Origin of the sequence: Thioalkalivibrio versutus, from assembly GCF_001999325.1 — a bacterium.
GTDB lineage: Bacteria > Pseudomonadota > Gammaproteobacteria > Ectothiorhodospirales > Ectothiorhodospiraceae > Thioalkalivibrio > Thioalkalivibrio versutus.
On record NZ_MVAR01000022.1, the window covers coordinates 69,279 to 93,391 of the forward strand.

16 protein-coding genes and 1 tRNA gene are annotated in these 24,113 nt (G+C 67.3%); 12 read left to right on the forward strand and 5 right to left on the reverse strand.

Translation table 11 applies throughout. The features are described from left to right. Window positions 1-585 precede the first annotated feature (585 nt). The 7 genes from B0684_RS08535 to B0684_RS08565 all read left to right on the forward strand — a co-directional run bounded on the left by B0684_RS08535 (window position 586) and on the right by B0684_RS08565 (window position 10,530). A complete protein-coding gene (locus B0684_RS08535) occupies window positions 586-3,906 on the forward strand; it encodes a mechanosensitive ion channel domain-containing protein (RefSeq protein ID WP_026313030.1) in 3,321 nt (1,106 codons plus the stop codon). A gap of 228 nt (window positions 3,907-4,134) precedes the next feature. After that, complete coding sequence (gene recA / locus B0684_RS08540; RefSeq protein WP_018144305.1) at window positions 4,135-5,181, forward strand: recombinase RecA; 1,047 nt, start codon at window positions 4,135-4,137, stop codon at window positions 5,179-5,181. Next, entirely contained in the window at window positions 5,156-5,635 is a 480-nt protein-coding gene (locus B0684_RS08545) for a regulatory protein RecX (RefSeq protein WP_026313031.1), read from the forward strand. Before recA ends, B0684_RS08545 begins: the two co-directional genes overlap by 26 nt. Before the next feature lie 246 nt (window positions 5,636-5,881). Beyond that, window positions 5,882-8,491, forward strand: coding sequence for an alanine--tRNA ligase (gene alaS / locus B0684_RS08550; protein ID WP_018649860.1), 2,610 nt, complete (start codon window positions 5,882-5,884; stop codon window positions 8,489-8,491). Window positions 8,492-8,776: 285 nt separating this feature from the next. After that, window positions 8,777-10,021, forward strand: a complete 1,245-nt coding sequence (locus B0684_RS08555; RefSeq protein WP_018177053.1) for an aspartate kinase — start codon at window positions 8,777-8,779, stop codon at window positions 10,019-10,021. Between the two features lie 68 nt (window positions 10,022-10,089). Further along, a complete protein-coding gene (csrA, locus tag B0684_RS08560; protein ID WP_018144301.1) occupies window positions 10,090-10,344 on the forward strand; it encodes a carbon storage regulator CsrA in 255 nt (84 codons plus the stop codon). Between the two features lie 95 nt (window positions 10,345-10,439). Beyond that, window positions 10,440-10,530, forward strand: a tRNA-Ser gene (locus tag B0684_RS08565). A 164-nt stretch (window positions 10,531-10,694) separates the two neighbouring features. Here the strand turns inward: B0684_RS08565 and cydC are convergent. The 3 genes from cydC to B0684_RS08580 are packed head-to-tail and all read right to left on the reverse strand — an operon-like array spanning window position 10,695 to window position 15,489. After that, the gene (cydC, locus tag B0684_RS08570) at window positions 10,695-12,380 is read right to left on the reverse strand and encodes a thiol reductant ABC exporter subunit CydC (RefSeq protein ID WP_018649861.1); all 1,686 of its coding nucleotides are present in this window, start codon (window positions 12,378-12,380) and stop codon (window positions 10,695-10,697) included. Then, window positions 12,373-14,100 (reverse strand): thiol reductant ABC exporter subunit CydD, encoded by a 1,728-nt coding sequence (gene cydD / locus B0684_RS08575; protein WP_077277011.1) that lies wholly within the window; start codon window positions 14,098-14,100, stop codon window positions 12,373-12,375. Before cydD ends, cydC begins: the two co-directional genes overlap by 8 nt. Before the next feature lie 3 nt (window positions 14,101-14,103). After that, the gene (locus tag B0684_RS08580; protein WP_018649863.1) at window positions 14,104-15,489 is read right to left on the reverse strand and encodes an NAD(P)/FAD-dependent oxidoreductase; all 1,386 of its coding nucleotides are present in this window, start codon (window positions 15,487-15,489) and stop codon (window positions 14,104-14,106) included. Between the two features lie 368 nt (window positions 15,490-15,857). Here B0684_RS08580 and B0684_RS08585 point away from each other — a divergent pair, with 368 nt between their 5' ends. The 5 genes from B0684_RS08585 to B0684_RS08605 all read left to right on the forward strand — a co-directional run bounded on the left by B0684_RS08585 (window position 15,858) and on the right by B0684_RS08605 (window position 21,614). Further along, window positions 15,858-17,264 carry a cytochrome ubiquinol oxidase subunit I gene (locus B0684_RS08585; RefSeq protein ID WP_018649864.1) on the forward strand — a complete coding sequence of 469 codons (1,407 nt, stop codon included), beginning with the start codon at window positions 15,858-15,860 and terminating at the stop codon, window positions 17,262-17,264. Between the two features lie 3 nt (window positions 17,265-17,267). Further along, window positions 17,268-18,272 carry a cytochrome d ubiquinol oxidase subunit II gene (cydB, locus tag B0684_RS08590; protein ID WP_018168646.1) on the forward strand — a complete coding sequence of 335 codons (1,005 nt, stop codon included), beginning with the start codon at window positions 17,268-17,270 and terminating at the stop codon, window positions 18,270-18,272. Window positions 18,273-18,491: 219 nt separating this feature from the next. Continuing rightward, window positions 18,492-19,970 carry a sigma-54 interaction domain-containing protein gene (locus B0684_RS08595; RefSeq protein WP_018649865.1) on the forward strand — a complete coding sequence of 493 codons (1,479 nt, stop codon included), beginning with the start codon at window positions 18,492-18,494 and terminating at the stop codon, window positions 19,968-19,970. Between the two features lie 176 nt (window positions 19,971-20,146). Then, window positions 20,147-20,803 carry a hypothetical protein gene (locus B0684_RS08600; protein WP_018649866.1) on the forward strand — a complete coding sequence of 219 codons (657 nt, stop codon included), beginning with the start codon at window positions 20,147-20,149 and terminating at the stop codon, window positions 20,801-20,803. A gap of 184 nt (window positions 20,804-20,987) precedes the next feature. Next, a complete protein-coding gene (locus tag B0684_RS08605) occupies window positions 20,988-21,614 on the forward strand; it encodes a peroxiredoxin (RefSeq protein WP_018649867.1) in 627 nt (208 codons plus the stop codon). Window positions 21,615-21,738: 124 nt separating this feature from the next. Here B0684_RS08605 and gloA read toward each other — a convergent pair whose 3' ends face one another. After that, entirely contained in the window at window positions 21,739-22,239 is a 501-nt protein-coding gene (gene gloA, locus B0684_RS08610; protein ID WP_018168649.1) for a lactoylglutathione lyase, read from the reverse strand. A gap of 714 nt (window positions 22,240-22,953) precedes the next feature. Further along, window positions 22,954-23,580: a transglycosylase SLT domain-containing protein gene (locus tag B0684_RS08615; protein ID WP_018177061.1), complete on the reverse strand. Its 627-nt coding sequence runs from the start codon at window positions 23,578-23,580 to the stop codon at window positions 22,954-22,956. Between the last annotated feature and the right edge of the window lie 533 nt (window positions 23,581-24,113).

Genomic DNA, 24,113 nt, shown 5'->3' on the forward strand with positions numbered 1-24,113 from the left:
GCCCCGCCAATGAAAACGCCCCGGCCTCTGGAGGCGCGGGGCGTCGAGCACACAGGGGAGGAGGTGCTCGCAGGAAACGCTATTCGTCCCCTTTGATCCTCGCAAGCCAACTGGCTCACAGACCCCGAATTTCAGCCTGAACCCCGCGCCGGAACGTGTGCGGGGTCACGCCTGGGTGGGCCGCGTTCGGGGCGGGGGTGCCCGATTGCGCGGGTGTGTGCCGGCGTCCGTTCCGCGGCGTCGGGGTTGCATGGCCGCCGGGATCGCGGTCGGGGATACCGCTGCGGGATTAACGCAGTCACAGAACCGGGCAGGCGAACCGGAGCGACGCGGTATACGGTATATGTTGTGCATACGGAGGTCGTATGCCCCGGAACGCGCGGAGTATGCCGGGCGGGGCGGGATCGCAAGTCGACGGCGGGCGGGTTCGCGGACAGGTAGATCATGAGAAGGATCGACGGATGCAACAAGTGCCGCCGGACGTGGCGGCTCGCGTTTCTTGGGATCGCCCTGTTGTTGTGGTTGGTGGCCGGTCCACTGGCCGGGGCGGATGCGGACGCGGATCCGGAGTCATCCTCGCCGGTGGTGGTCAGCCCGGCGGAAGTGGCGGCCCTGGAGACCGATCTGGCCGTTTTCCGCGACCGTCTCCCCGAGCTTCTGGAAGCCGTGGATACCCAGCCAGCGGAGGAGTGGCTGGAGGCCAGTCCGCTGGACGAGCTCGAGGCGCGCAGCGCTGACGAGGACCGGGCGGAAGCGGAACGGGCACTGTGGGAGGAGGCCCGCGAGTACGAGCAGGCGGCCGTGGAGCGAGTGCGGGGAGCGCTGGACCGTGCGACCACCGCCCGGGAGGTGCCGGAGCGTCTGGGCGAGTTGGAACAGGGTCTGGACGGGGTCGGGGCATTCCCGGCCGGGCTGGGCGAAGAGGTCTCGATCCGCCGCATCGAGGATGAGCTGGAACGGGTGGGGCGCGACCGCGAGCGACTGGAAGCGGAACTCGATGACCAGCGCATCCAGCACGCGCAAATGGAAGAGCAGGCGGAGGTTCAGGCGGAGACCCTGGAACGCCTGCGCCGGGAGCGTCAGGAGCTGGAGGACGGGCCACAGCCGCTGCCCGAGGAGGTCGAATGGACGGAGGCTCACGCAGCCGTGCAGGAGGCCCGGGCGCGACAGGCGGATGCTCGCCTGCTTGCGGCGCAGCTGGATGCCGTTTCGCTGCCGCCGCGGATGCAGGCGCGGGGCCTGCTGATCCGCGGCCTGGAGCTGGAGGCGCGCTGGCAGAGTGTCCTGCAGAGTCGGCTGGAGGTCCGGTTGACCGAACTGTCCAGCGAGGAACTGCAGGAGCTGCGAGCGGAGCTGCGTACCCTGCTGGAGCGTCAGCCGGAAGCGCAGCTGCACCATGCGGAGGAAATCGAGGAATTGCATGCGGCGTTCGACCGCATCGCAGAGGCCCAGGAACAGACCCGCACCCTGCAGTATGAGCGTGACCGGCTGGTCCGGGTCGAGCGCGAACTGGCGCAATCCCTGTCCCATGTCCACGAGCGTCTGGAGATCAGTGGCCTGACCGAGGCGCTGGGTGGGGTCTTCCTGGAGGAGCAGCGACGCCTGCGCGATCTTGACCAGGTCCGTTTCCAGCTACGTGATCTGGAGCGGGAGCTGGCGCAGTCGCAGTTACGGACCATCAGCCTGCGCGAGCGTCTGGCTGTGCTGCCGGCGGACCCGGTGGCGGAATGGGAACCCGCGGCCCGCGCGGCCTTGCGCGAGCTTCGCCGGCAGACACTGAATGCGGAGCTGCATGCCGAGGAGGCGCGGACCGAACAACTGCGCCAGGCCGACCTGCGGCTGCGTGCGGTCGTCGATCTGGTGGCGGAGCTCGACCGGATCCTGCAAGAAGCGTTGCTTTGGTGGCCGAGCCATTCCCCGGTCGGGGTCGCGTGGCTCGAGCGGGCGCCGGCCGCGACCCTGGCGCTGCTGGACCCCGCCGCCTGGGCGGAGTTGCGGGAGACATTCCTGCGCCAGACGCTGCACCGGCCATGGTTCATCGGGTTCATTCTGCTGGTGGCGGGGTTGCTGTATCTCGCCGGGCGCAATGTCCACCGGCATCTGGAGCGTCTCGCCGAAACGACTCGTCACCGCTATACGGACAGTATTGCGGTCACGATCCGGGCCCTGGGGTGGAGTCTGCTGCGCGTTTTACCCGTGCCGTTTCTGCTGCTGACTCTCGCATTCCAGTTGCACGCGGTCCCGGAGCCGGGTTTTGCAGTGGAGGTCCTGTCCCTGGCACTGATCACGGTTTCGGTGTGGTGGATGGCGGGCCACCTCCTGCTGCTCTTCATCAGCCGCCATGGGGTCGGGACCGTGCATTTCGGCTGGCCCCAGCCATTGCTGACGCGTCTGTATCGTCACCTGCACTGGTTTCTTCCGGTGCAGACCCTGCTGTTCCTGTTCGTGGCCCTGGCCTTCGGGCACCCGAGCGACGAGGTATTCGACCTTTATGGCCGTCTGGCGCTCCTGGCGGTCATCCTGAATTTTGCGATGGTGGCCTGGCTGCTTCTGGCACCGGTCCCGGACGGTTCGAAAGGCGGCACGCTGGACGAGCGCCGCCGGTTATTGCTGCGGGGGCTCGTGATCGTGATGGTGGTGGGCCTGGCGACCCTTGCCCTGGCCGGTTATCTGTACACCGTGGCCGAGCTCCTGCGGCATCTGATCGGGACGGTGCTGGTGCTGATTGTTGTCGGTCTTGGTTACAGCCTGGCGGCCCGGTGGCTGGTCCTGGGAGAGATGCGGCTGGCGCTGCTCCGGAACCGCGAGCGGCGCGAGCAGGAGGCAGTCACCGAGGGCGGCAGCGGCGGCGAAACTGGGCTGGACGTCCCCGAGCCGCAGCTGAGCATGGAGGACGTCAATCTGCAAAGCCGCACGCTGCTGCGGGTGGCGGCGCTGGGCGGTACGGTAGTGGGGCTGTTGTGGGTGTGGTCGGACATCCTGCCGGCCCTGGCCTGGCTGGACGGGATCACACTGTGGTCGCGCACGATCGAGATCGGCGAGAGTGAGATCCTCACCAGCGTGTCCCTCCAGGATCTGTTGCTGGCCGGGTTTCTGGGGCTGCTGTTTCTGTTGTCGGCGCGCAACTTGCCGGGGCTGGTGGAGATCCTGCTGTCGCGCAGCACGCAGATGGATGCGCCCGGGCGCTACACGTTCACCATGCTCCTGCGCTATCTGCTGGCCGTGGTGGCGGTTATCGTGGTGTTTTCGCTTCTGGGCCTGCGCTGGAGCGAGATCCAGTGGCTGGTGGCGGCGCTGACCGTCGGTCTGGGTTTTGGTCTGCAGGAGGTCGTGGCCAACTTCGTTGCCGGGCTGATCGTGTTGCTGGAGCGCCCGGTCCGGGTGGGCGATACCATCACCGTTGGCGAATACAGCGGGACGGTATCGAAGATCCGGGGCCGTGCTACCACGATCGTTGACTGGGACAACCGGGAGATCGTCGTTCCCAACAAGACGTTCATCTCCGACCATCTGATCAACTGGACTCTGAGCGACACCACCACGCGGCTGGTGATCCCGGTGGGGGTCAGCTATGCGTCCGATGTCGATCTTGTCCGGGAGACCCTGCTGGAGGTGGCCCACGATGACCCGCACGTCCTGGAGGATCCCGAATCGGTGGTGTATTTCCTCCGGTTTGGCGATAACGCGCTGAATTTCGAACTGCGGGTGTTCGTCTGCCAGATGGCGGATCGGCTGGTCACGCTGAGCGGGCTCCACACCGCGATCATCAAGCGTTTCCGCGAACAGGGGATCGAGATCGCTTTGCCGCAGATGGACGTTCACCTGCACGACGACGAAACCCGGAGGCGTCGTGCCGTGCCCCCCGCGGCGGGTCCCGACGAACCCGGAAACCCCATGGATCGGTGACGGGTGCCCGGTTCGTTGGCCCGGGGCCGTGACCCGGGCCAACCCAAGCGTCCCGCCCGCAGGCCAGGCGGCTTGGCTCCGGTGCCGCGGGTGTCTTGTGCAAGTCCTTTGTCCCTGCACGATCACGGGTTGGGTCACTCCCCGCCCTGTGGGATACTGCGGCCCCGTATCCGCCCCGTCTTGGGCAACGGGTCGGAAACCATCGCAGCAAGTATCGGGAGGCATACCGTGGACGACAATCGCAAGAAGGCCCTGACCGCCGCACTCGGGCAGATCGAACGCCAATTCGGCAAGGGCGCGGTCATGCGCATGGGCGATCAGGAGGCGGTGGACGTCCCCGCGATCTCCACGGGCTCCCTGGCACTGGATATCGCGCTCGGCATCGGCGGTGTGCCGCGCGGGCGCGTGGTCGAGATCTACGGGCCGGAGTCCTCGGGCAAGACGACCCTGACCCTGCAGGTGATCGCCGAGGCGCAAAAGGCCGGCGGTACGGCCGCGTTTGTCGACGCCGAACACGCACTGGACCCGACCTACGCCGAGAAGCTGGGCGTGAACGTGGACGACCTGCTGGTCTCGCAGCCGGATACCGGCGAGCAGGCCCTGGAGATCTCCGACATGCTGGTGCGTTCCGGCGCGATCGACGTCGTGGTCGTCGACTCGGTGGCCGCGTTGACGCCCAAGGCCGAGATCGAGGGCGAGATGGGCGACTCCCACGTCGGCCTGCAGGCGCGGCTGATGTCGCAGGCCCTGCGCAAGCTGACTGCCAACATCAAGCGTTCCAACACGCTGGTCATCTTCATCAACCAGATCCGCATGAAGATCGGCGTGATGTTCGGCAGCCCCGAGACCACCACCGGCGGCAACGCGCTCAAGTTCTACTCCTCCGTGCGCATGGACATCCGCCGCATTGGCGCGATCAAGAAGGGCGACGAGGTCATCGGCAACGAGACCCGCGTGAAGGTCGTGAAGAACAAGATGGCGCCCCCGTTCCGCGAGGCCTATTTCGAGATCCTCTACGGCGAGGGCATTTCCCGCGTTGGCGAGATCATCGAGATGGGCGTGAAGGAAGGCCTGATCGACAAGGCCGGTGCCTGGTACAGCTACAACGGCGAGCGCATCGGCCAGGGCAAGGAAAACGCCCGCCAGTACCTGAAGGACAACCCGCACATCGCCGAGGAAGTCGAAAAGACGCTGCGCGAACGCCTGCTGCCCAAGCGCAACAAGGCCACGGTAGAGGACGTGCCGGTCGATGCCCCGGTCGAGGAGCAAGGCTGACCCGGCCGACCCCGAGGCTGCGCTTGAGGTGGGCCTGCGGTTGCTGGTTCGGCGTGAACACTCCGGTCTGGAGCTGGCGCGCAAGCTCGGTGAGCGCGGCTTCGAACGGGATGCCGTGGACGCCGCGCTGGAACGTGCGCGCGAGCTCGACTATCTGAGCGATACCCGTTACGCGGACTTCATGGCCCGCCACCGTACCGAGCAGGGTTACGGCGAACAGCGCATCCGTGCCGAACTGGCCCACAATGGCATCGGCAACGACACCGTGAACGCCGCCATCGATGCCCTGGAGATCGACTGGATCGACCAGGCCCGTGGCCAGCTCGAACGCCACTTCCGTCATCCCCCCGAGACCCGCGAGGACGAGGCCCGCTATCTTCGCCACCTCGCGGGTCGTGGATTCCCCGGCGGTGTCGCCCACCAGGCCCTCGCCGCCTGGAAGGACGAACCCTGACCGATTGCTTCGCTACGCTCGCAATGACGTTTTAGTGTCCTGTCATTGCGGGGAGCATCGCGACGAAGCAATCCGTGTCCATGGCCACCGGATCCGGCGGCGGGGCATGTCCCAAACGATCGCTCCGGCCCCTTTTGGGGGCCTCGCAATGACGAGGAAGATGGCCGGAAGACGGGCCCGGCAATACGCGGGTGGGGCGCTTGCGTGATAGCATTCCGGGTTTGACCCCATTGCTATCGGAACCGCATGAAAAGCGCCGACATTCGCCGGAGTTTCCTCGAATTCTTTGAAGGGCACGGACACACGATCGTGCCGTCCAGCCCGCTAGTGCCCGGCAACGACCCCACGTTGCTGTTCACCAACGCGGGCATGGTGCAGTTCAAGGATGTGTTTCTCGGCCGCGAGAAGCGCCCGTACACCCGGGCCGTGTCCAGCCAGCGCTGCGTGCGCGCCGGCGGCAAGCACAACGATCTCGAGAACGTCGGCTACACCGCGCGGCACCACACCTTCTTCGAGATGCTGGGCAATTTCAGTTTCGGTGACTACTTCAAGCGCGACGCGATCCACTACTGCTGGCAGTTTCTGACCGACACCATCGGCCTGCCGCCGGAAAAGCTGTGGGTCACGGTCTACGAGACCGACGACGATGCCTACAAGGTCTGGGCCGACGAGATCAAGGTCCCGGCCGAACGCATCATCCGCATCGGCGACGACCCTGACGGCGGTTCCGACAACTTCTGGCAGATGGGCGAAACCGGCCCCTGCGGCCCCTGCACCGAGGTCTTCTACGACCACGGGCCGGAGGTCGCGGGTGGCCCGCCCGGTTCGCCGGACGAGGACGGCGATCGCTACATCGAGATCTGGAACCTGGTGTTCATGCAGTACGACCGCGATGCGGACGGCACGCTGAACCCGCTGCCGCGCCCGTCCGTGGATACCGGCATGGGCCTGGAACGCCTGGCGGCTGTGCTGCAGGGCGTGCATTCCAACTACGAGATCGATCTGTTCCAGGACCTGATCGCGGCCGCCGCACGGGTAACCGGTGCGACCGAGAAGGATTCCGCCTCGCTGCGCGTGATCGCGGATCACATCCGCTCCATCGCCTTCCTGATTACCGATGGCGTGCTGCCTTCCAACGAAGGGCGTGGCTATGTGCTGCGCCGCATCATCCGCCGCGCCGCGCGCCATGGCTTCAAGGTCGGCGCGCAGGACGCCTTCCTCTACCAGACCGTGGGCGACCTGGTGCGCGCGATGGGCGAGGCCTTCCCGGAACTAGCCGAGGCGCAGGCCCAGGTCGAGAAGGTCCTGGAAAAGGAAGAGCGCAAGTTCCTGGAGACCCTGGACAAGGGCATGAAGATCCTGGAAGAGGACCTGCGCGATCTCGAGGGCAAGGTGATCCCCGGCGAGACCATCTTCCTGCTCTACGACACCTACGGCTTTCCGGTGGACCTGACCGGCGACATTGCGCGCGAGCGCGAGCTGGAGTTGGACATGGAGGGCTTCGAGTCCGCCATGGCCGGCCAGCGTGCACGGGCCCGTGCGGCCAGCCACTTCTCGATGGACGACGGCGGCCTGCCGCAGGTCGATGTCGCGACCGAATTCTCCGGCTACGAGACCGTGGACGACGAGGGCCGCGTGCTGGCGCTGTACCAGAATGGCGAGGCCGTCGATCGCCTGGAAGTCGGTGCCGAGGGGCTGGTGGTACTGGACCGCACGCCGTTCTATGGCGAGTCCGGCGGCCAGGTGGGCGATGTCGGAACGCTTAGCGGTTCCGGCGTGCGCTTCCAGGTCTCCGACACCCGCAAGCAGGGTGCGGCGCACATCCACGTAGGCCAGGTCCGTGCTGGCACACTGGAGCGCGGCCAGACCCTGCAGGCCGCGGTGGAAGGCCCCCGCCGCGAGAACATCCGCCGCCACCACTCGGCCACTCATCTCCTGCACAAGGCGCTGCGCGATCAGCTGGGCGACCACGTGCAACAGAAGGGATCGCTGGTGGACCCGGATCGTTTGCGCTTCGACTTCACCCATATGGAACCGCTGACCGACGAACAGCTGCGCTCCATCGAGGCCCAGGTGAACGCCGAAATCCTGGCCAACGAGGCCACCGATACCAACGTCATGGACATCGACTCCGCGATGGAGTCCGGCGCGGTCGCGCTGTTCGGCGAGAAGTACGGTGATCGCGTACGCGTGCTGAAGATCGGCACCTCGGTGGAGCTGTGCGGTGGCACGCACGTGGATCGCACCGGCGACATCGGGTTGTTCCGCATTACCTCCGAGGGCGGGGTGGCCGCGGGCATCCGACGTATCGAGGCGGTTGCCGGCGAGGTCGCCCTGCGCTGGGTGGACGAGCAGATCGGCCACCTGGACGCGATCGCCGATCGCCTGCGCGCCGGGCGCGGCGAGGCGGCCGACAAGGTTGCCCAGCTGCAGGAGCGCACCCGCGAGCTGGAGAAGCAGGTCACGCAGCTGAAGGGCAAGCTGGCCAGCCAGGCCGGCGACGACCTCGGCTCGCAGGCCAAGGATGTCGACGGCATCCAGGTGCTGGCCGCCAAGGTCGAGGGCGTGGAGCCCAAGGCCCTGCGCGACATGGTCGACCAGCTCAAGCAGAAGCTCGGCAAGGCTGTGGTGGTGCTGGGCACCGCGACAGGCGAGGGCAAGGTCAGCCTGGTGGCAGGTGTGACCAAGGCCGAGACCGGCCAGTTCAAGGCTGGGGATCTGGTGGGCCATGTTGCTACGCAGGTCGACGGCAAGGGCGGCGGCCGTCCGGACATGGCGATGGCCGGCGGCCAGAGCCCGGACAAGCTGGACGCGGCCCTGGCCTCGGTGGAGGCCTGGGTGCGCGAACGCGCCTGATCGATCGTCCATCCCCGTCATCGCGAGGCGCGTAGCGCCGCGGCGATCTCCGCGGGCAGCCCCGGTGCCGGAGGGTTCGGCGGGATCCGATGGTTTTGGACGGAGGCTGCCACGGCCCCGGCGGGGCCTCGCAATGACGGGGCCCTGCACGGGGTTCGCCGGGGCGGTGGGCTTTAATGCGGCGGCCAGTTGGTGTTTAATGCCCGCTTCTTAAGTAAACGCTAATGGATGGGGTGCGCCCTGTCCGGACGGTCGCAAGGACCGGGCACGGAACGGAATCTTGAAATGGCGTTGCTGGTACTCAAATTTGGCGGCACCTCGGTGGGCTCGCCCGAACGCATCCAGGCGGTGGCGGAACGCGCGCTGAAGCTGCGCGAGGAAGGCCATCAGCTGGTGATCGTGGTCTCCGCGATGAGCGGCGAGACCGACCGCCTGCTGGGCCTGGCGCACGCACTGAATCCGCGCGCGGACGGTCGCGAGCTGGATGTGCTGCTGTCCACCGGGGAGCAGGTCACCATCGCGCTGCTGTCGATGGCGCTGGAGGCGCGGGGCTGCGATGCGCGTTCCTATACCGGGGCGCAGGTGACCATCCGCACCGACAGCGCGCACAACAAGGCGCGCATCCGTAGCATCGACGATGCCCGGGTGCGCGGCGATCTCGACGCCGGGCGCGTGGTGGTCGTGGCGGGCTTCCAGGGCGTGGACGAGGACGGCGCGATCACCACCCTGGGCCGCGGCGGATCGGATACCACTGCGGTGGCGCTGGCCGCGGCGCTGAAGGCCGACGAGTGCCGGATCTACACCGATGTCGACGGCGTCTACACCACCGACCCGCGGTTGGTGCCGCATGCCCGCCGGTTGCAGAGCATCACCTTCGAGGAGATGCTGGAGATGGCCAGCCTGGGCTCCAAGGTGCTGCAGATCCGCGCGGTGGAATTTGCCGGCAAGTACAACGTCCCTTTACGAGTGCTGTCCTCGTTCGAGGAAGGCCCGGGAACCCTGATTACCACGGAGGAGGATGCGCAAGTGGAACAGGCGCTGGTTGCGGGTATCGCGTTCAATCAGAACGAGGCCCAGCTGACGGTTCAGGGCGTCCCCGATCAGCCGGGGGTCGCGCATCGCATCCTCGGCCCGATCGCGGACGCCAATATCGAGGTGGACATGATCGTGCAGAACGTCGGGGCGGATAATTCCACCGACTTCACGTTCACCGTCCATCGCAATGACTACGACAAGGCCCTGGAGATCCTGCAGGCGGCCGCGAAGGCGTTGGGCGCCCGCGAGGTTTCCGGGGATACGCACATCGTGAAGATCTCGGTGGTCGGGGTCGGTATGCGTTCGCACGCGGGCATCGCCAGCAAGATGTTCGAGGCCCTGTCGCGCGAAACCATCAACATCCGGATGATCTCCACCTCGGAGATCAAGATCTCCGTGGTCGTAGATGAGAAGTACCTCGAACTTGCAGTGCGTGCATTGCACGATGCGTTTGAACTCGAACAGACCCCAGTCGGTCAACAGGAGGACGGTTAAGGATGACAGACCGTAAAACGGTTACCGGACGACCGACTCCGTCCGACACAGGCACTGCGGAGAAGAGCATGCTCATTTTGACTCGGCGTGTGGGCGAGACCCTCATGATCGGCGATGATGTGTCCGTCACCGTCCTGGGGGTCAAGGGCAATCAAGTCCGCATCGGCATCAACGCACCCCAGGACGTCGCGGTCCATCGCGAGGAAATCTTTCAGCGCATTCAGCGTGAAGCGAACGTCGCCAGTGGTGAGGGCGGCGGCGAGAACTCCAGTGGCGGTGGTACTGGGGCGGGTGGTGCCGCGGCAGGCGCACGCGACGACTGAACCTCCCGTAAGGAAAGCGAAAGGCCCGGAGGCTGCGATCAGCCTTCCGGGCCTTTCATTTGAAGGCCCAAGGCCTTATCCTGTGCCGCGTTTCCGGAGAGTTGGCCGAGTGGTCGAAGGCGCTCCCCTGCTAAGGGAGTATGGGTCAAAAGCCCATCGAGGGTTCGAATCCCTCACTCTCCGCCAAATCCTGCGAAGGGGCCCGAGTGGCCCCTTTCGCACGTCTGGCCACGGCGTTCGTCCCCCAGCCCGTCCCCCATTGCTTCGTGATCCGAACCTGTCCGTGCGGCCACCGAAAGTCGGGTGCCGGTGTGTCGGGCACGTTTCGCTGCGAGGTCCCGTCGCCGGCCTTAGCTCCGGCCGAGCGGTTTCGCGAGCTCGAGGCGCGGCCAGCGGGCCGGCAGTTGTCCCGGGGCATGGGTGACGAGGATGCACTGACGGTCCTGCAGCCAGGGCAGCAGCCGTTCCACCACTCGTTGTTGCGTGGGGGTATCCAGACCGGAAAACGGCTCGTCGAGCAGGACGACCGGTCGGTCCTGAAGGACGACCGCCGCCAGGGCGAGACGGCGGCGCTGACCGCCGGAGAGGGACGCGCCGCCCTCGCCGATGCGGTAGTCCAGACCTTCGTCGGTGCCGCGCACGGCCTCGGCGAGATCGACCTGTTCCAGGGCCTCCCACAGTGCGGCATCGCTCAACGACCTGTGCGCCGGGGACAGGATGCTTCGGAGGGTCGTGTCCGGCAGTTGCAGGCCCTGGGGCAGGTAGCTGATGTGGCGGTACCGGGCATCGGTGGGGATCCTTGCCAGATCGTCGTGGCCGAGCGCTACGGTACCGGCCAGGGGCGGGAGTTCGCCGGCGAGGGTGTCCAGCAGCGTGCTCTTGCCGTGCCCGCTGGCCCCGCTGATCACCAGGGGATAGCCACGCGCGGGTTCGAGGTCCAGGGGGCCGAGCAACGGGCGCTCGCGGCGAAAGCCGATGGTCAGGCCGTGTGCGTGTAGCGCAGGGGCCTCGTCACGCGGGGTCGGGTCCACGTACTCGGCGGTTGCGGGGGTATGGGTGGCGGCCACCTCCAGATGCTGCACCCGCCCGGCGGCTTCCAGGCTCTCGCCGGCACGCCACCATGCACCGGGCAGGCTGCCCAGAACCTCGCCCAGGCCCAGGGTCATCAGCGGCAGCAACACCGCGACCGAAGCGTCGAGCATTCCGTCACGGTACCAGCCCAGTGCCAGCACCAGCATCACCAGGGCGGAGGCGCCGACCACGGCCTGCACGATCTGCTCGGAGCCGACCCCGAATGCCTCCTGCGTCCGTTGCCGGCGCGCGTAGTGGTCGTTTTCCCGGCGCAGGCGGGCCTCGTGCTCGCGGGCACGGTCGTAGGCCAGCAACTCGGCCAGGCCGCCAATGAAGTCAAACAGTCCGACGCGTTCGCCGGCCCGGGCCTGCACCAGCGCGTGGCTGCGGCGCTGCCCGGCAAGGGCGAGCACGGCGGAGACCGCGAGCGTCGCGACGCCGGAGGTGGCGAGTACGACCGCGGCGGGCCAGGGTGCCAGCCAGACGGCGATACCCAGCGTGACCACCAGGCTGAGCGCCGCCGCGATCATGGGGCCGACCACCCGCAGGGGCATCGCATCGAGGGTGTCGATGTCGCCGGTCAAGCGGGTCTGCAGGTCGCCGCTGCGGTAGGCGCGAATACGTTCCATGGGCAGCGCGGCGAGGCCGCGAAAGCTGCGGCCGCGCAGGTCGGCCAGGCTGCGCAGCACCGCCTCGTGGCTGACCAGGCGTTCGAAGTAGCGCGCCAGGGTGCGACTGATCGCGGCGGTGCGGATGCCGCCGGAGGGCACGTAGAGGTCAAGTGTGGCCAGCAGGCCCGCGCCGGCCAGGGCGGTGGCGGTAATGAACCAGCCGGACAATGCCAGCAGGGCGATGCCGGCGATCCAGGTCAGCGCCAGCAGTCCCCAGGCACCCCAGTACCAGCCCCGGCGCTGGCGGAATACGCGGTGCAGAAAGGCCAGTTCCGCGCGGGTACCGTTACGCATGGCGAGCCCCCGGTGTCGCCGGCGCCAGGTCCAGGCGTTGCAAGCAGCGCTCGTGAATGGCGGCATGATGACTCGCGATCACCAGCGTCAGGCCACGGGCCTCGGCCAGCCGAAACAGCGTGTCGAGCAGGGCCTGTTCGGTGTCAGGGTCGAGCGCGCTGGTGGGTTCGTCGAGCAGCCAGAGCCGATGCCCCGAGAGCAGGGCGCGCGCCACCGCGACCCGCTGGGCCTGACCGCCGGAGAGCCCGCGCCGGGCCTCGCCGATGGCGGTATCCAGGCCGTCGGGCAGCTCGGGTGCGTCGAGCGGCAGGCCGGCCTGTTGCAGTGCCGTAGCCATCTCCGCGTCGCCGATCGTGTCGCGGCGGGCGAGCTGCAGGTTATCGCGCAGGCTGCCGTGGAACAGATGGGCGTCCTGGTCGATCCAGGCGAACTGCCGGGCCAGGGGATGGCGCTGTACCGTGCCCGTGGTGGGGGTGAGAAAGCCGGCACACACCGCGAGCAGGGTGGATTTGCCACTGCCACTGGGCCCGGTCAGCGCGAGATGCGCCCCGGTGTGAACGGCCAGATCGAGCTCCGCCAGTGTGGGCGTGCGCTGACCCGGGTAGTGCACGGTGACTCCCTTCAGTTGTAGCCAGGGGACCACTGCGCCCTCGTCGGGGGCCGCGGTGGCCTCTGGGGAGTGCTCGGGCCCAACGGGGCCCGTGGGCGACGCCAGGGCGGGGGCAAGGGTCTCGGCGGCGGCCAGGGCGCCGGCGCGGTCATGGTAGCTCTGGGCAAACTGGCGCAGCGGAAGGAAATACTCCGGCGCCAGCAGCAGGATGAACAGGCCGGTGAACAGGGTGATGTCGCCGGCCGGGCCGTAGTCGATGGCGCCGAACAGGGCGAAGCCGATGTAGATCGCGACCATGCCGATCGCGACCGCGCTGAAGAATTCCATGATCGCCGAGGACAGGAACGCGACCCGCAGGGTGCGCATGGTCAGGCGCCGCTGCTGGTGACTGCGCTCGACGACCTCGGCCTCGGTTGCGGCGATCGCGCGCGCTCGGCGCAGCCAGTCCAGGGTGCGGATGCGGTCGAGAAAGTGCCCCGCCAGGCGGTTCTCCTCCTGCTGCTGACGCCGGTGGATCTGTTCCGCGCCCATGCCAACGATCGCCATGAACGCCGGGATCAGCGGGGCGGCGAACAGCAACAGCAGGGCGGCGAGCCAGTCCAGCCAGAGCGCCGCGACCAGGATGGCCAGCGGCGTCAGGATGACGGCCTGGCGCGCCGGCAGGTAACGGGCGTAGTAGCCGGTCAGGTCCTCCACCCGCGTCTGGAACTGCTCCGCCCAGGCGCCCGCGGTAGTCTGCCCGGCCAGCCGCGCTGGTCCAGCCTGCCGGGCCTGGCGCAGGAGATTGGCGCGCAGCTCCTGCTTCACCGCAAAGGCGAGCCGGTGACCGGCCAGGTCCCGCAGGGCCTGGGCGGCATAGCGCAGGGCGAGCAACACGAGGCCCGCGAGCAGGATCCCGGGCAGGTACGGGGCCTCGGGGGCGAACAGGGTGCCGTGGACCGCCCAGGCCACGAGCCCCGCCAGGGCAATGGTGGCCAATGTCGCCACCAGCGTGCTGGCCGCACTTAGCACAAGCCAGCGGCGGTGCGGCTGCTGGCGCGCGCGCAGCCATGGGCCCGGCGAGGTCCGGGCGTCTGTCGCCTCCGCGTCTGTTCCGGGCACTTGCGTCATCGACTAGCGCAAGTAGCGCCCGCGCAGCATGTTGAAATACAGCGGCTTGATCATGTGGACCTTCAGGCGCCACCACATCCAGCTTGGGGCGCCCTGGTCCAGGAAGGCGAAGGTCGGGACCTCCTCCAGGCTGTAGTCGAACTCGACCAGCGCCGCCTTGCCCACCTCGGTGATCAGCGGGCAGGAGGTATAGCCGTCGAACTGGCGCGACGGCTCGCGATCCTGGATCACGTCCACCAGGTTGTCGGGCATCACTGCGCCATGCGAGCGCACGGTGGAGGCGGTCTTGCCGATCGCGGTCGCGACGACGTCACCGGCACCGAAGATGTTTGGGTAGTCCGTGTGCTGCAGCGTGCGGTCATCCACCGCCAGCCAGCCGCCGGCCGCCAGGGGGCCGTCCTCGACTGCCAGCCCGGCCTCGCGGACGAAGTCGTGCGCGCGCATCGGCGGGGTTACGTGGAGGTAGTCGTAGTCCACGGTCTCGCGGCCGCCATCGCGGGTCTGGAACTGGGCCTGGCGGGCGTCGACATCCACCGCCAGCAGGGCGCCGCCGTCGTTCACGCTTACGCCGCGTTCGGCGTACAGGTCGCGCACCATGTGGTCGAAGCGCTGCACGCTGAACAGGGTGTCCGACCCGGTGTGATAGTGGAAGTCGGCGCCGGCGCGCTGCCCGGCGGTACGCAGCAGGTCGTCGGCGATGAAGGTCGCCTTGATCGGCGCGCCGGCACACTTGATCGGCGTACTGGGGATGGTAAAGCGGGCCACCCCGCCGTGCTCGCCAAACGCGTGGATCTGCTCGTAGGCGTCCCGCGCGGCCTCGGCGCTGGCGTACAGGCTGGTCAGCCCGGGACGGCCGATATCCTCGCGCCGCAGCCCCTCGATCGCCTCGTAATCCAGGTGCAGCCCGGTCGCGACCACCAGGAAGTCGTAGTCCAGCCGGTCGCCGTCGGTGGTCTCCACCCGCTGCGACTCGGGATCAATGGCTGCCACCGCGGACCGGACCCATTCCACCCCGCGCGGGATGTAGCGTTCGTTGCGGCGCTGGACCTCGCCCACCGAGTAGACGCCCGCGGCCACCAGGGTCCAGCCGGGCTGGTAATGATGGATCTCGCTTGGCTCGACAATCGTGATCCGGGCCCCGTCCAGCAGGTCGCGCAGGCGGGCGGCCATGGTCATGCCCGCGGCACCTCCGCCCAGCACCACGATGCGGGCCTGGCTGGAGACCGCCGCGCGGGCCGGGGCGGCCTGTACGCCGGTCGCCGACACCAGACCGGCGGCGCCGGCGATCTTCAGGAAATCGCGCCGGGACAGGCCCCGCAGCGTCTCGTCGGCTTGACGGGCCAGGGCCTTTTCAATCTCGGGATGCTTCGGGTCTTCGGGATGATGCATGGCTCTCTCCGCGTATCCGTCTGCCGCGCCGGAGACCGGGCGGGTCAGTTGCGATGGTCGCGCCGTCGACCGGGCGCTTCGTGTGACGGATTGCTTACAAGTTACATGCCAACACCGGCAGGCCGCTCCACTGGGCCTCGTGTGCCGGTATGGGCGGGGGCAGGCTGCCAAAGATGGCAGTCATTCGAGACTTGGCTGACAAATATGGCAGAAACGGGCCGATGGCTGCTTGCGCCCGCCAGGCGGGAAAACACGGTTTGTAGCGTGCAGCCAGCGGTCGTGGTGCGGACAGGCAGTCTGGCACGGTACTTGTTAGGAGGTTCACCGATACGTCATGTCGGCGTGCCCCTGACTACGGAGGAAAGGCCATGGAGCTCGACCCCATACTGCTATCGCGAATCCAGTTCGCGTTTGTCGTTTCGTTCCACGCGATCTTCCCGGTCTTCACGATCGGGCTGGCTTCGTTTATTGCGTTTCTGGAATTCCGCGCCTGGAAGACCGGCGAAACGATCTATACCCAGATCTCGAAGTTCTGGATCAAGATCTTCGCGGTGGTGTTCGGCATGGGGGTGGTCTCCGGGCTGGTCATGTCGTTCCAGTTCGGCACCAACTGGAGCGCGTTCTCCTACGCCACGGCCAATTTCCTCGGACCCGTCCTGTCCTACGAGGTGCTGACCGCGTTTTTCCTGGAGGCGGCCTTCCTCGGCGTGCTGCTGTTCGGGCGCGACCGGGTCCCGCAGGGGGTGCATCTGTTCGCGGCGCTGATGGTGGCGCTGGGCACGTTCATCTCGTCGTTCTGGATCCTGGTGGCCAACAGCTGGATGCAGACGCCGGTGGGCTTCGAACTGCAGGACGGCGTGTTCCACGTCACGTCCTGGATCACGGCGATCTTCAATCCCAGCTTCTGGCCGCGCTTCTTCCACATGGGGCTGGCCTCGTTGCTCACGGCGGGCTTTGTGGTCGCCGGGGTCTCCGCCTGGTACCTGCTGCGTCAGCGCGACGTGGTCATGAACCGCAAGGCCCTGGGCACCACGATGTGGGTTCTGCTGTTCGCGGCCCCGGCGCAGCTGGTGGTCGGGGATATCCACGGCCTCAATACCTTCGAGCATCAGCCGACCAAGGTGGCGGCGATGGAAGGCGTGTGGGAGACCGAACGCGGCGCACCGCTGCTGCTGTTCGCCATCCCGGACTCGGCCAACGAGACCAATCACTTCGAGATCGGCATCCCGAAGATGGCGAGCTTCATCCTGACCCACGAGATGGATGGCGAGGTGCCGGGTCTGCTGGAGGTCCCCGCGGAGGAACGCCCGCCGGTGGGCATCACCTTCTGGTCGTTCCGCATCATGGTCGCGATCGGCATGGTGATGATCCTGTTCGCCCTGGCTGGTGCCTGGCTGCGCTTCCGCCGCCGGATGTATGCCTCCCCGCTGTTCCTCAGGGGGCTGTCCTGGATGATCCCGGCGCCGTTCATTGCGGTGGTCGCGGGCTGGTTCGTGACCGAGACGGGGCGCGCGCCCTGGCTGGTGTACGGCGTGATGAACCACGCCGAGGGCATCACCCCGGCGCTGACCGGCGGCATGGCCCTGTTCACGCTGATCGGCTACGTCGCGGTCTACGCGGCGGTGTTCACCGGGGGCGTCTACTACCTGGTCCGCATCGTGCGCCAGGGCCCGGAACCGGCCGATGCCACGCATGCAGCGGCGCACGCCAAGCGGCCCCTGTCGGCCGCCGATACCTGGATCGATGACGCCGCGGCCAGCGGTGAAAGGAGCTAAGTCATGGAAACCACGATTGATATCACGCTGATCTGGGTCGTCATCATCGCCGTGGGCGTGATCGCCTACGTGCTGATGGACGGGTTCGACCTCGGGGTGGGGATCCTCTTCCCCTTCGCCCCGGGGGAGACCTCGCGCGACGTGATGATGAACTCGGTCGCCCCGGTATGGGACGGCAACGAGACCTGGCTGATCCTCGGGGGTGCCGGGCTGCTGGCGGCCTTCCCGCTGGTCTACTCGGTGTTCCTGCCGGCGCTCTATATCGGGGTCTTCCTGATGCTGGCGGGGCTGATCTTCCGCGGTGTCGCGTTCGAATTCCGCTTCAAGGCGCATCGCTCCAAGTGGCTGTGGAATGCCGCGTTCGCGATCGGCTCGGCGGTGGCGGCCTTCGCCCAGGGCGCGGTCGTGGGTGCCTACATCCAGGGCTTCGAGATGGACGGGTTCAGTTTTGCCGGCGGACCGCTGGACTGGCTGACGCCCTTCACCGTGCTCACCGGGATCGGGCTGCTGGCGGGCTATGCCCTGCTGGGGGCCACCTGGCTGATCGTCAAGACCGAGGGCGAGACGCAGGCCTTTGCCTACCGCGTCGCGCCCTGGATGCTGGCGGCCGTGCTGCTGGTGTTCGGCGCGGTGAGTCTCATCACCCCGTTCATCGATCCGAAGGTGATGGAGCGCTGGATGGGAACCTGGCAGTACCTCTGGGTGCTCCCGGCCCTGGCGCTGTTCTCTTCCTGGATTCTGATTCGCGCGGTGCGCCGGCGCGACGAGGGGATCCCGTTCGTCGCCACGATTGCCCTGTTCATCACGACCTACCTGGGCCTGCTGGTGAGCAAGTGGCCGTACGTGGTGCCGCCGGACTACACCTTCTGGGACGCCGCCTCGTCGCCGGATGCGCAGCTGTTCATCCTGGTGGGGGCGCTGTTCGTGATCCCGATTATCCTGGGCTACACCGCGTGGACCTACTGGGTCTTCCGCGGGAAGGTGACCCCGGAGACCGGCTATCACTAGGTCGATTCCAGCCCGCGCCCGACCCGGAGCCGATCGTGGCCTCACGGGTTTGGCCTCCGGGGCTGCGGCGGCCAGGCCGTGGCCGCCGTTCGGGGCTTGGGTTCGCGGGTCTGGCGGGATGCACGCCGAGGGGTCGGGAAATCTGCCCGGGTCGGCGGCGGCACGGTGGAGCGGCCGCGGCGAGTCTTCAAATGGGGCGCAAGGTACGGGGGTGAACCCATGCCGTTGAACATCACTCGACTGAACGTGTCTATTGGGCAGCGCGACGGTGACGTTACGAGCATCGGAAGCGCATTCCTGGACCCCCTTGTGCGAGGCAAAGTGACGAGCATCACGAAGAAGGCGCCGGAACCGCAGGACACGCATGTCGAGACCCTGCGGCAGGTACTGGAGGGGTTCCGGGAGCCGGCGATCCTGCTGTCGCCGGACTACCGCATTCTGGCCGCCAATGGGGCGTACCAGCGTGTCTACGGGACCGATCGCGACGGCTCGGGTCGCACCTGTTTCGAGGCCTCGCATGGCTTCCGCCGCCCCTGTGACGAGGCGGGCGAATCCTGTCCCCTGCGGGCGGCCCTGGGCAGTGGCCACCGCGAACGCGTCCTGCATGTGCACCACACCGAGGCCGGGCGCGAGCACGTGGATGTCGAGTTGTTGCCGATCCGGGGCGAGGGCGGCGAGATACGCTACCTGATCGAACGGCTGCACCACATGCCCGTCTCGACGCCGCAGGCGGGTAGCGGCGGGCTGGTCGGACGCTCGAAGGCCTTCAATGCCATGCTGGGGCTGATCAGCCGGGTGGCGCCGAGCAATGCCTCGGCCCTGCTGCTCGGCGAGTCGGGAACCGGCAAGGAACTGATTGCCCGGGCCATTCACGAGGCGAGTCCGCGCCAGCAGTTGCCGTTCGTGCCCGTGGAGTGCTCGGGCCTGACCGAAACCCTGTTCGAAAGCGAGCTGTTCGGACATGAGCGGGGGGCCTTCACCGGTGCGACCTCGGCCAAGGCCGGCCTGGTGGAGGCCGCAGCCGGCGGCACCCTGTTTCTCGACGAGGTGGGGGATATCCCGCTGAGCCAGCAGGTCAAGCTGCTGCGCCTGCTGGAGACCCATGCCTATCGTCGGGTCGGGGGGGTCGAGTCGCGGCGGGCGGATTTCCGCCTGGTTTGTGCGACCCACCGTGACCTCGAGTCCATGGTGCGGGCCGGCGATTTCCGCGAGGACCTCTACTACCGCATCAATACCTTCCCGATCGAAGTGCCCCCGCTGCGCGAGCGAGCCGAGGACATCCCCTTGCTGGTGGAGGCCCTCAGCGAGCGTCTGGACCTGGCCGTGCCGCCGCGTCTCGAAGACGAGGCCCTGAAGATCCTCGGGCAATACCCCTTCCCCGGCAACGTGCGCGAGCTGCGCAACATCCTCGAGCGTGCGGCATTGCTGGCGGACGGCGAGGCGATCCGTCCGGAGCACCTGCCGGATCGGGTCCGGGAAGGAGGGCGGGCCGGCGGAGGGGAGGCCGGTGGCCTGGATGGCTTGCTCCATCCGCAGTCCCTGCGCCCCCTGGAAGAGATCGAACGCGAATACCTGCGGCATGCCGCCGCAGTGTATCCGGGCGATCGCCGGGCGCTGGCGAAAACCCTGGGGATTAGCGAACGCAGCCTGTATCGGCGCCTGCGCCAGCTCGAAGGCGAGGGCGGCGAAGGCCACTGAGATGGCCCACCAGGACGAGGCGGGTTGTGCCCCGCCCGTCCGTGGTCGAACGGGGTCCGGGGGAGCGGCCGGGCGACGTGTCACGAGCCCGTCATGAGCGACGGGGACGCTGAAGTACCGCCACAAGAATTCGCAAAACACCAAGTACCGAGAGAAAAACCGAACTGGAGCCTGTCATGAAAAAGACCGCAATCACGCTGTCTCTCTCCGCCGCCCTCCTGGCGACCCCGATGCTGGCCTCGGCCGAGCCGCTGTCGTTCGGCGAGCAGCAGACCATCCGCTCGATGGCCAGTGCCGGCATCGGCCAGGCCATCGTCAACCAGATGGGGGCCGGGTCGATGGCCGTGATCAACAACCCGTCGCCGATCTGCGGCGCCCTGGCCGGCGGTCTGGGTGCATCCATGCTGTCTGCCGACCCGCAGGCGGGATTCCGCATCGCCACCCTGCGCTCCGCTGACGATGCCGTGGCCGCGGTGGACGTGACCGCGGACAAGGAGGTGGCCTACCTGGCGTTGGGCGGCGAGCTGGACCGCGAGGAGAACGTTGCCCTGGCCCACGCGTATCTGCAGGAACTCGCGGCCTCCGAATGGGACGGCACGCTGGTGCTGCATATCTCCTCGTGGATGCAGAAGCAGGTCCAGGCCGTCGCGGAGGCAGACACGACCGTGGCCGACTATCTTCAGGGGGTCAACATGGTGGCGCTCCAGCCCGACCTGGATGCGGGTCAGGCGGTGATGCTGGGCGTGAACTTCGACGGGGAGAGCTTCACGACCGAGAAGATGGGTCGCCAGGACATGCGCGAGGACCTGGTGGAGCTGTTCCGCCGCATGTGAGTGGGCGCGCGGTGGGCCGGATGGGCACAACGCCTGTCCGGCTCCCTGTTAGAAAAAGACTATTGGCCCGTTAAAGAATTAGTAATTCACTAAATACGGAATTGCATATAAAGTAATCGGTACATGGAGGCAACGCCCCATGAGATACCGAATCAATCTCTAAACCGAAAGAAAGGAGTACATCATGGCACTGCATTTGGGCGATACCGCACCGAATTTCCAGATTGACACCACCAAGGGCAAGATCGATTTCCACGAGTGGATCGGCGACTCCTGGTGCTTCTTCTTCAGCCACCCGGCCGACTTCACCCCGGTGTGCACCACCGAGATGGGTCGTACCGCGCAGCTGGCCAAGCAGTTCGCGGACCGCAACACCAAGCCGCTGGGTCTGTCGACGGATACGGTCGAGGAACACAACAAGTGGATTGAAGACGTCAACGACACCCAGGACACCACGCTGGAGTTCCCGATCGTCGCGGATGCCGACAAGAAGATCTCGGAGCTCTACGAGATGATCCACCCGGGCGAGAGCGAGACCGCCGCCGTGCGTTCGGTCTACATCATCGACCCGAACAAGAAGATCCGTCTGATGATGACCTACCCGATGTCGGTGGGCCGCAACTTCGACGAGATCCTGCGCGTGATCGATGCGCTGCAGACCGGTGACAAGCATGGCATCGCAACCCCGGCTGACTGGACCCCGGGTGCTCGCGTGATCATCCCGCCGACGGTCAGCAACGAGGACGCGCAGAAGAAGTTCCCGCAGGGCTTCGAGGAGATCCGCTCCTACCTGCGCTACACCAAGGTCTGATCCGGACCAACCAGCAGCCTCGCCCGACTACGGGCGGGGCCGTTCTCCCCAGGTGGGAGCAGGGGCCGCAAGGCCCCTTTTTTGTGTCTGTCGGTTACGCCTGGATACGGCGAACCGCTCGTCTTCAGCGGCCCAGCCCGGTCAGGCGGGCGGGTTCGAGGATCTCGATCCAGTAGCCGTCGAGGTCCTTCACGAAGGCGATGTCCTTCAGGCCGCCTTCGTCGGGGCGCTTCACGAACTCGACGTTGTTCTGGTCGAACCAGCGCACGGCGGCGTCCAGGTCCGGGACCGAGAAGCAGATGTGGCCGAAGCCCTGCGGCTCCTCGTTGCCGTCGTGGTAGTGGAAGTCCGCGTCGTTCTCGGTGCCGTAGTTGTAGGTCAGCTCAAGGATGCCGCGCTGGCTGAACATCCAGCGGGTGGCCTCGCCGGCGTCCTTCGGCGGCTGCGGTTCGTCCTCGCCAAGCTGCGCGAGGAAGTAGAGCGTGAACTCGAACTCCGGGAAGTCCAGGGTCTTCACCAGCTCCATGCCGAACACGCGCTGGTAGAAGTCCAGCGCCTTCTGTGGGTCCTTCACGCGCAGCATGGTGTGGTTGAAGCGAAAGCCTGCGGTGGGATTGTCGCTCATGGTGCGTCCTTGTCTCGGCCAAAGGGGGTGTCCCGGAAGACTGGAACACAGGCGGCGAGGTTCCCTCAAGTGCGCCCGTCACGCGTTGCGCTCGGAGCGAGGGGCTCCGGCACCGCGAGTCGCACAGGTAGCGTCGCTGGCTTCAGGGAGTGCCCCGGCGCCGGTGGCTGCGTCGGGAGATCGCCACGGCGCTGCGCGCCTCGCGATGACGGGATTTGTGACGCGCCCGGCCAGTTCATTGTCCGTCACTGCGAGGAGGCGCAGCCGACGTGGCAGTCTGTTGGAGGTACTCTCCGGCGGCGAGGCAGCGTTGGGAGATCGCTTCGCTTCGCTCGCGATGACGGGAGGCGTGGCCCTGGTGGGGCGGTTGGGGCTGTGTCACCGCGAGGAGGTGCAGCCGACGCCGGCAGTCTGTTGAGGATGCCCCGACGCCGGAGGCGGCGTTGGGCGATTGCTTCGCGATGCGCGCAATGACGGGATGGTGGAGCGGCCGGGAACACACATCCCCGTCACTGCGAGGAGGCGTAGCCGACGTGGCAGCCTGTCGGGGTTACCCCGGCGCCGGGGACGCGTGGGGTGCTCGCTTCGCGGCGCTCGCGATGACGGGATGCTGGGCTTGGGGCGCGTGCCCGCGTCCAAAAGCACCGTCATCCCGGAAACCGCGCAGCGGTTATCCGGGATCTCCCGGGGCAGGCATGGCGTTCGTCGGTTCGGCTACTGCCGGCAGAACGGCCAGACCTGGTAGAAGCGCCGGCAGCGGAACTCGGACTCGCAGCTCTGTAGCTGGGACTCGTAGCGGTCGGCGCGCTGCGCCACCTGACGGGCCGCCGCCCGGACCTGCGGCTTGCTCTGGTAGCTGCCGCGGTTATAGCCGCCCTGGCCCTCGTGGTAGGCGAGGTAGAGGTGTTCCGAGTTGTACAGCGACACCCCGGTCATGCGCTGGGTGCGGGCGTTGTACCAGCCGATGAAGTCGGTCGCGTGCTTCATGTGCGAACGTCGCGCGAAGCGGCTTCCGGCATCGTCCTGGTACTCGCCCCAGACCGGGTCCTGGGCCTGGGCATAGCCCCGGGCGGAGGAGGGGCGGCTCCACGGGATGAAGCCGAGCAGACGCTCGCGGTCCGGGCGCACGTGGCTGCGGAAGGAGGACTCCTGCTGGATGAACGACATCTGGGTCGCGATCGGCGTGCCCCATTCCCGCTCGGAATCTCGCGCATGATCGTACCAGCGCGGCTGCTCGCGGAAGATCTCGCAGATGTTGCTCTGGTCATCGGGCGGGGAGGGCGACAGCATGGAACACCCGGCGGTGATGGCTGCCAGCGCCAGCAGCAGCCCGGCCCGCAAAATGGCGACGACCGCCCGCCGCGTCTTCCTTGATTCTGCCTTGTCCACCCGAATCTCCCGCCCGGTTCCCCAATGGCCCGCGAGTATAAAGCACTCGCGACGAGGGCAATGGGTTCCCCGTGCGCCGAGCCTGCTTCCGGAGCTTGCCTGCGGGGCCGCGCAACGACAGGGTCGCGTCACCCGCCATCGAGAGCGGCTTTAAGCGATCTCCCGCCGCGGTCCCCGGGCCGGGGTGGCCCCGCAAGACTGCCACTTCGGCTGCGCCTCCTCGCCGTGACGGGAGCGGGGAGGCGCGGTCCCGGCGCGCTCACATCCCCGTCATCGCGAGGCGTGCAGCGCCGCGGCGATCTCCGTCCGGGGCCACCGGAACCGGCCATCGTGCGCGGTGTCAGGGTTCATCGAATCCGGCCGTCTGTGTGGGAGTGGCCCTGCCCGAGAGGGGCCAGGCCGGATCTCCCGGTAGGAGCTTGCTTGCTGGCGAAGCCACGCCATTGTCGGACGCGGGCAGGGGCGTTCGCCTGCAAGCAGGCTCC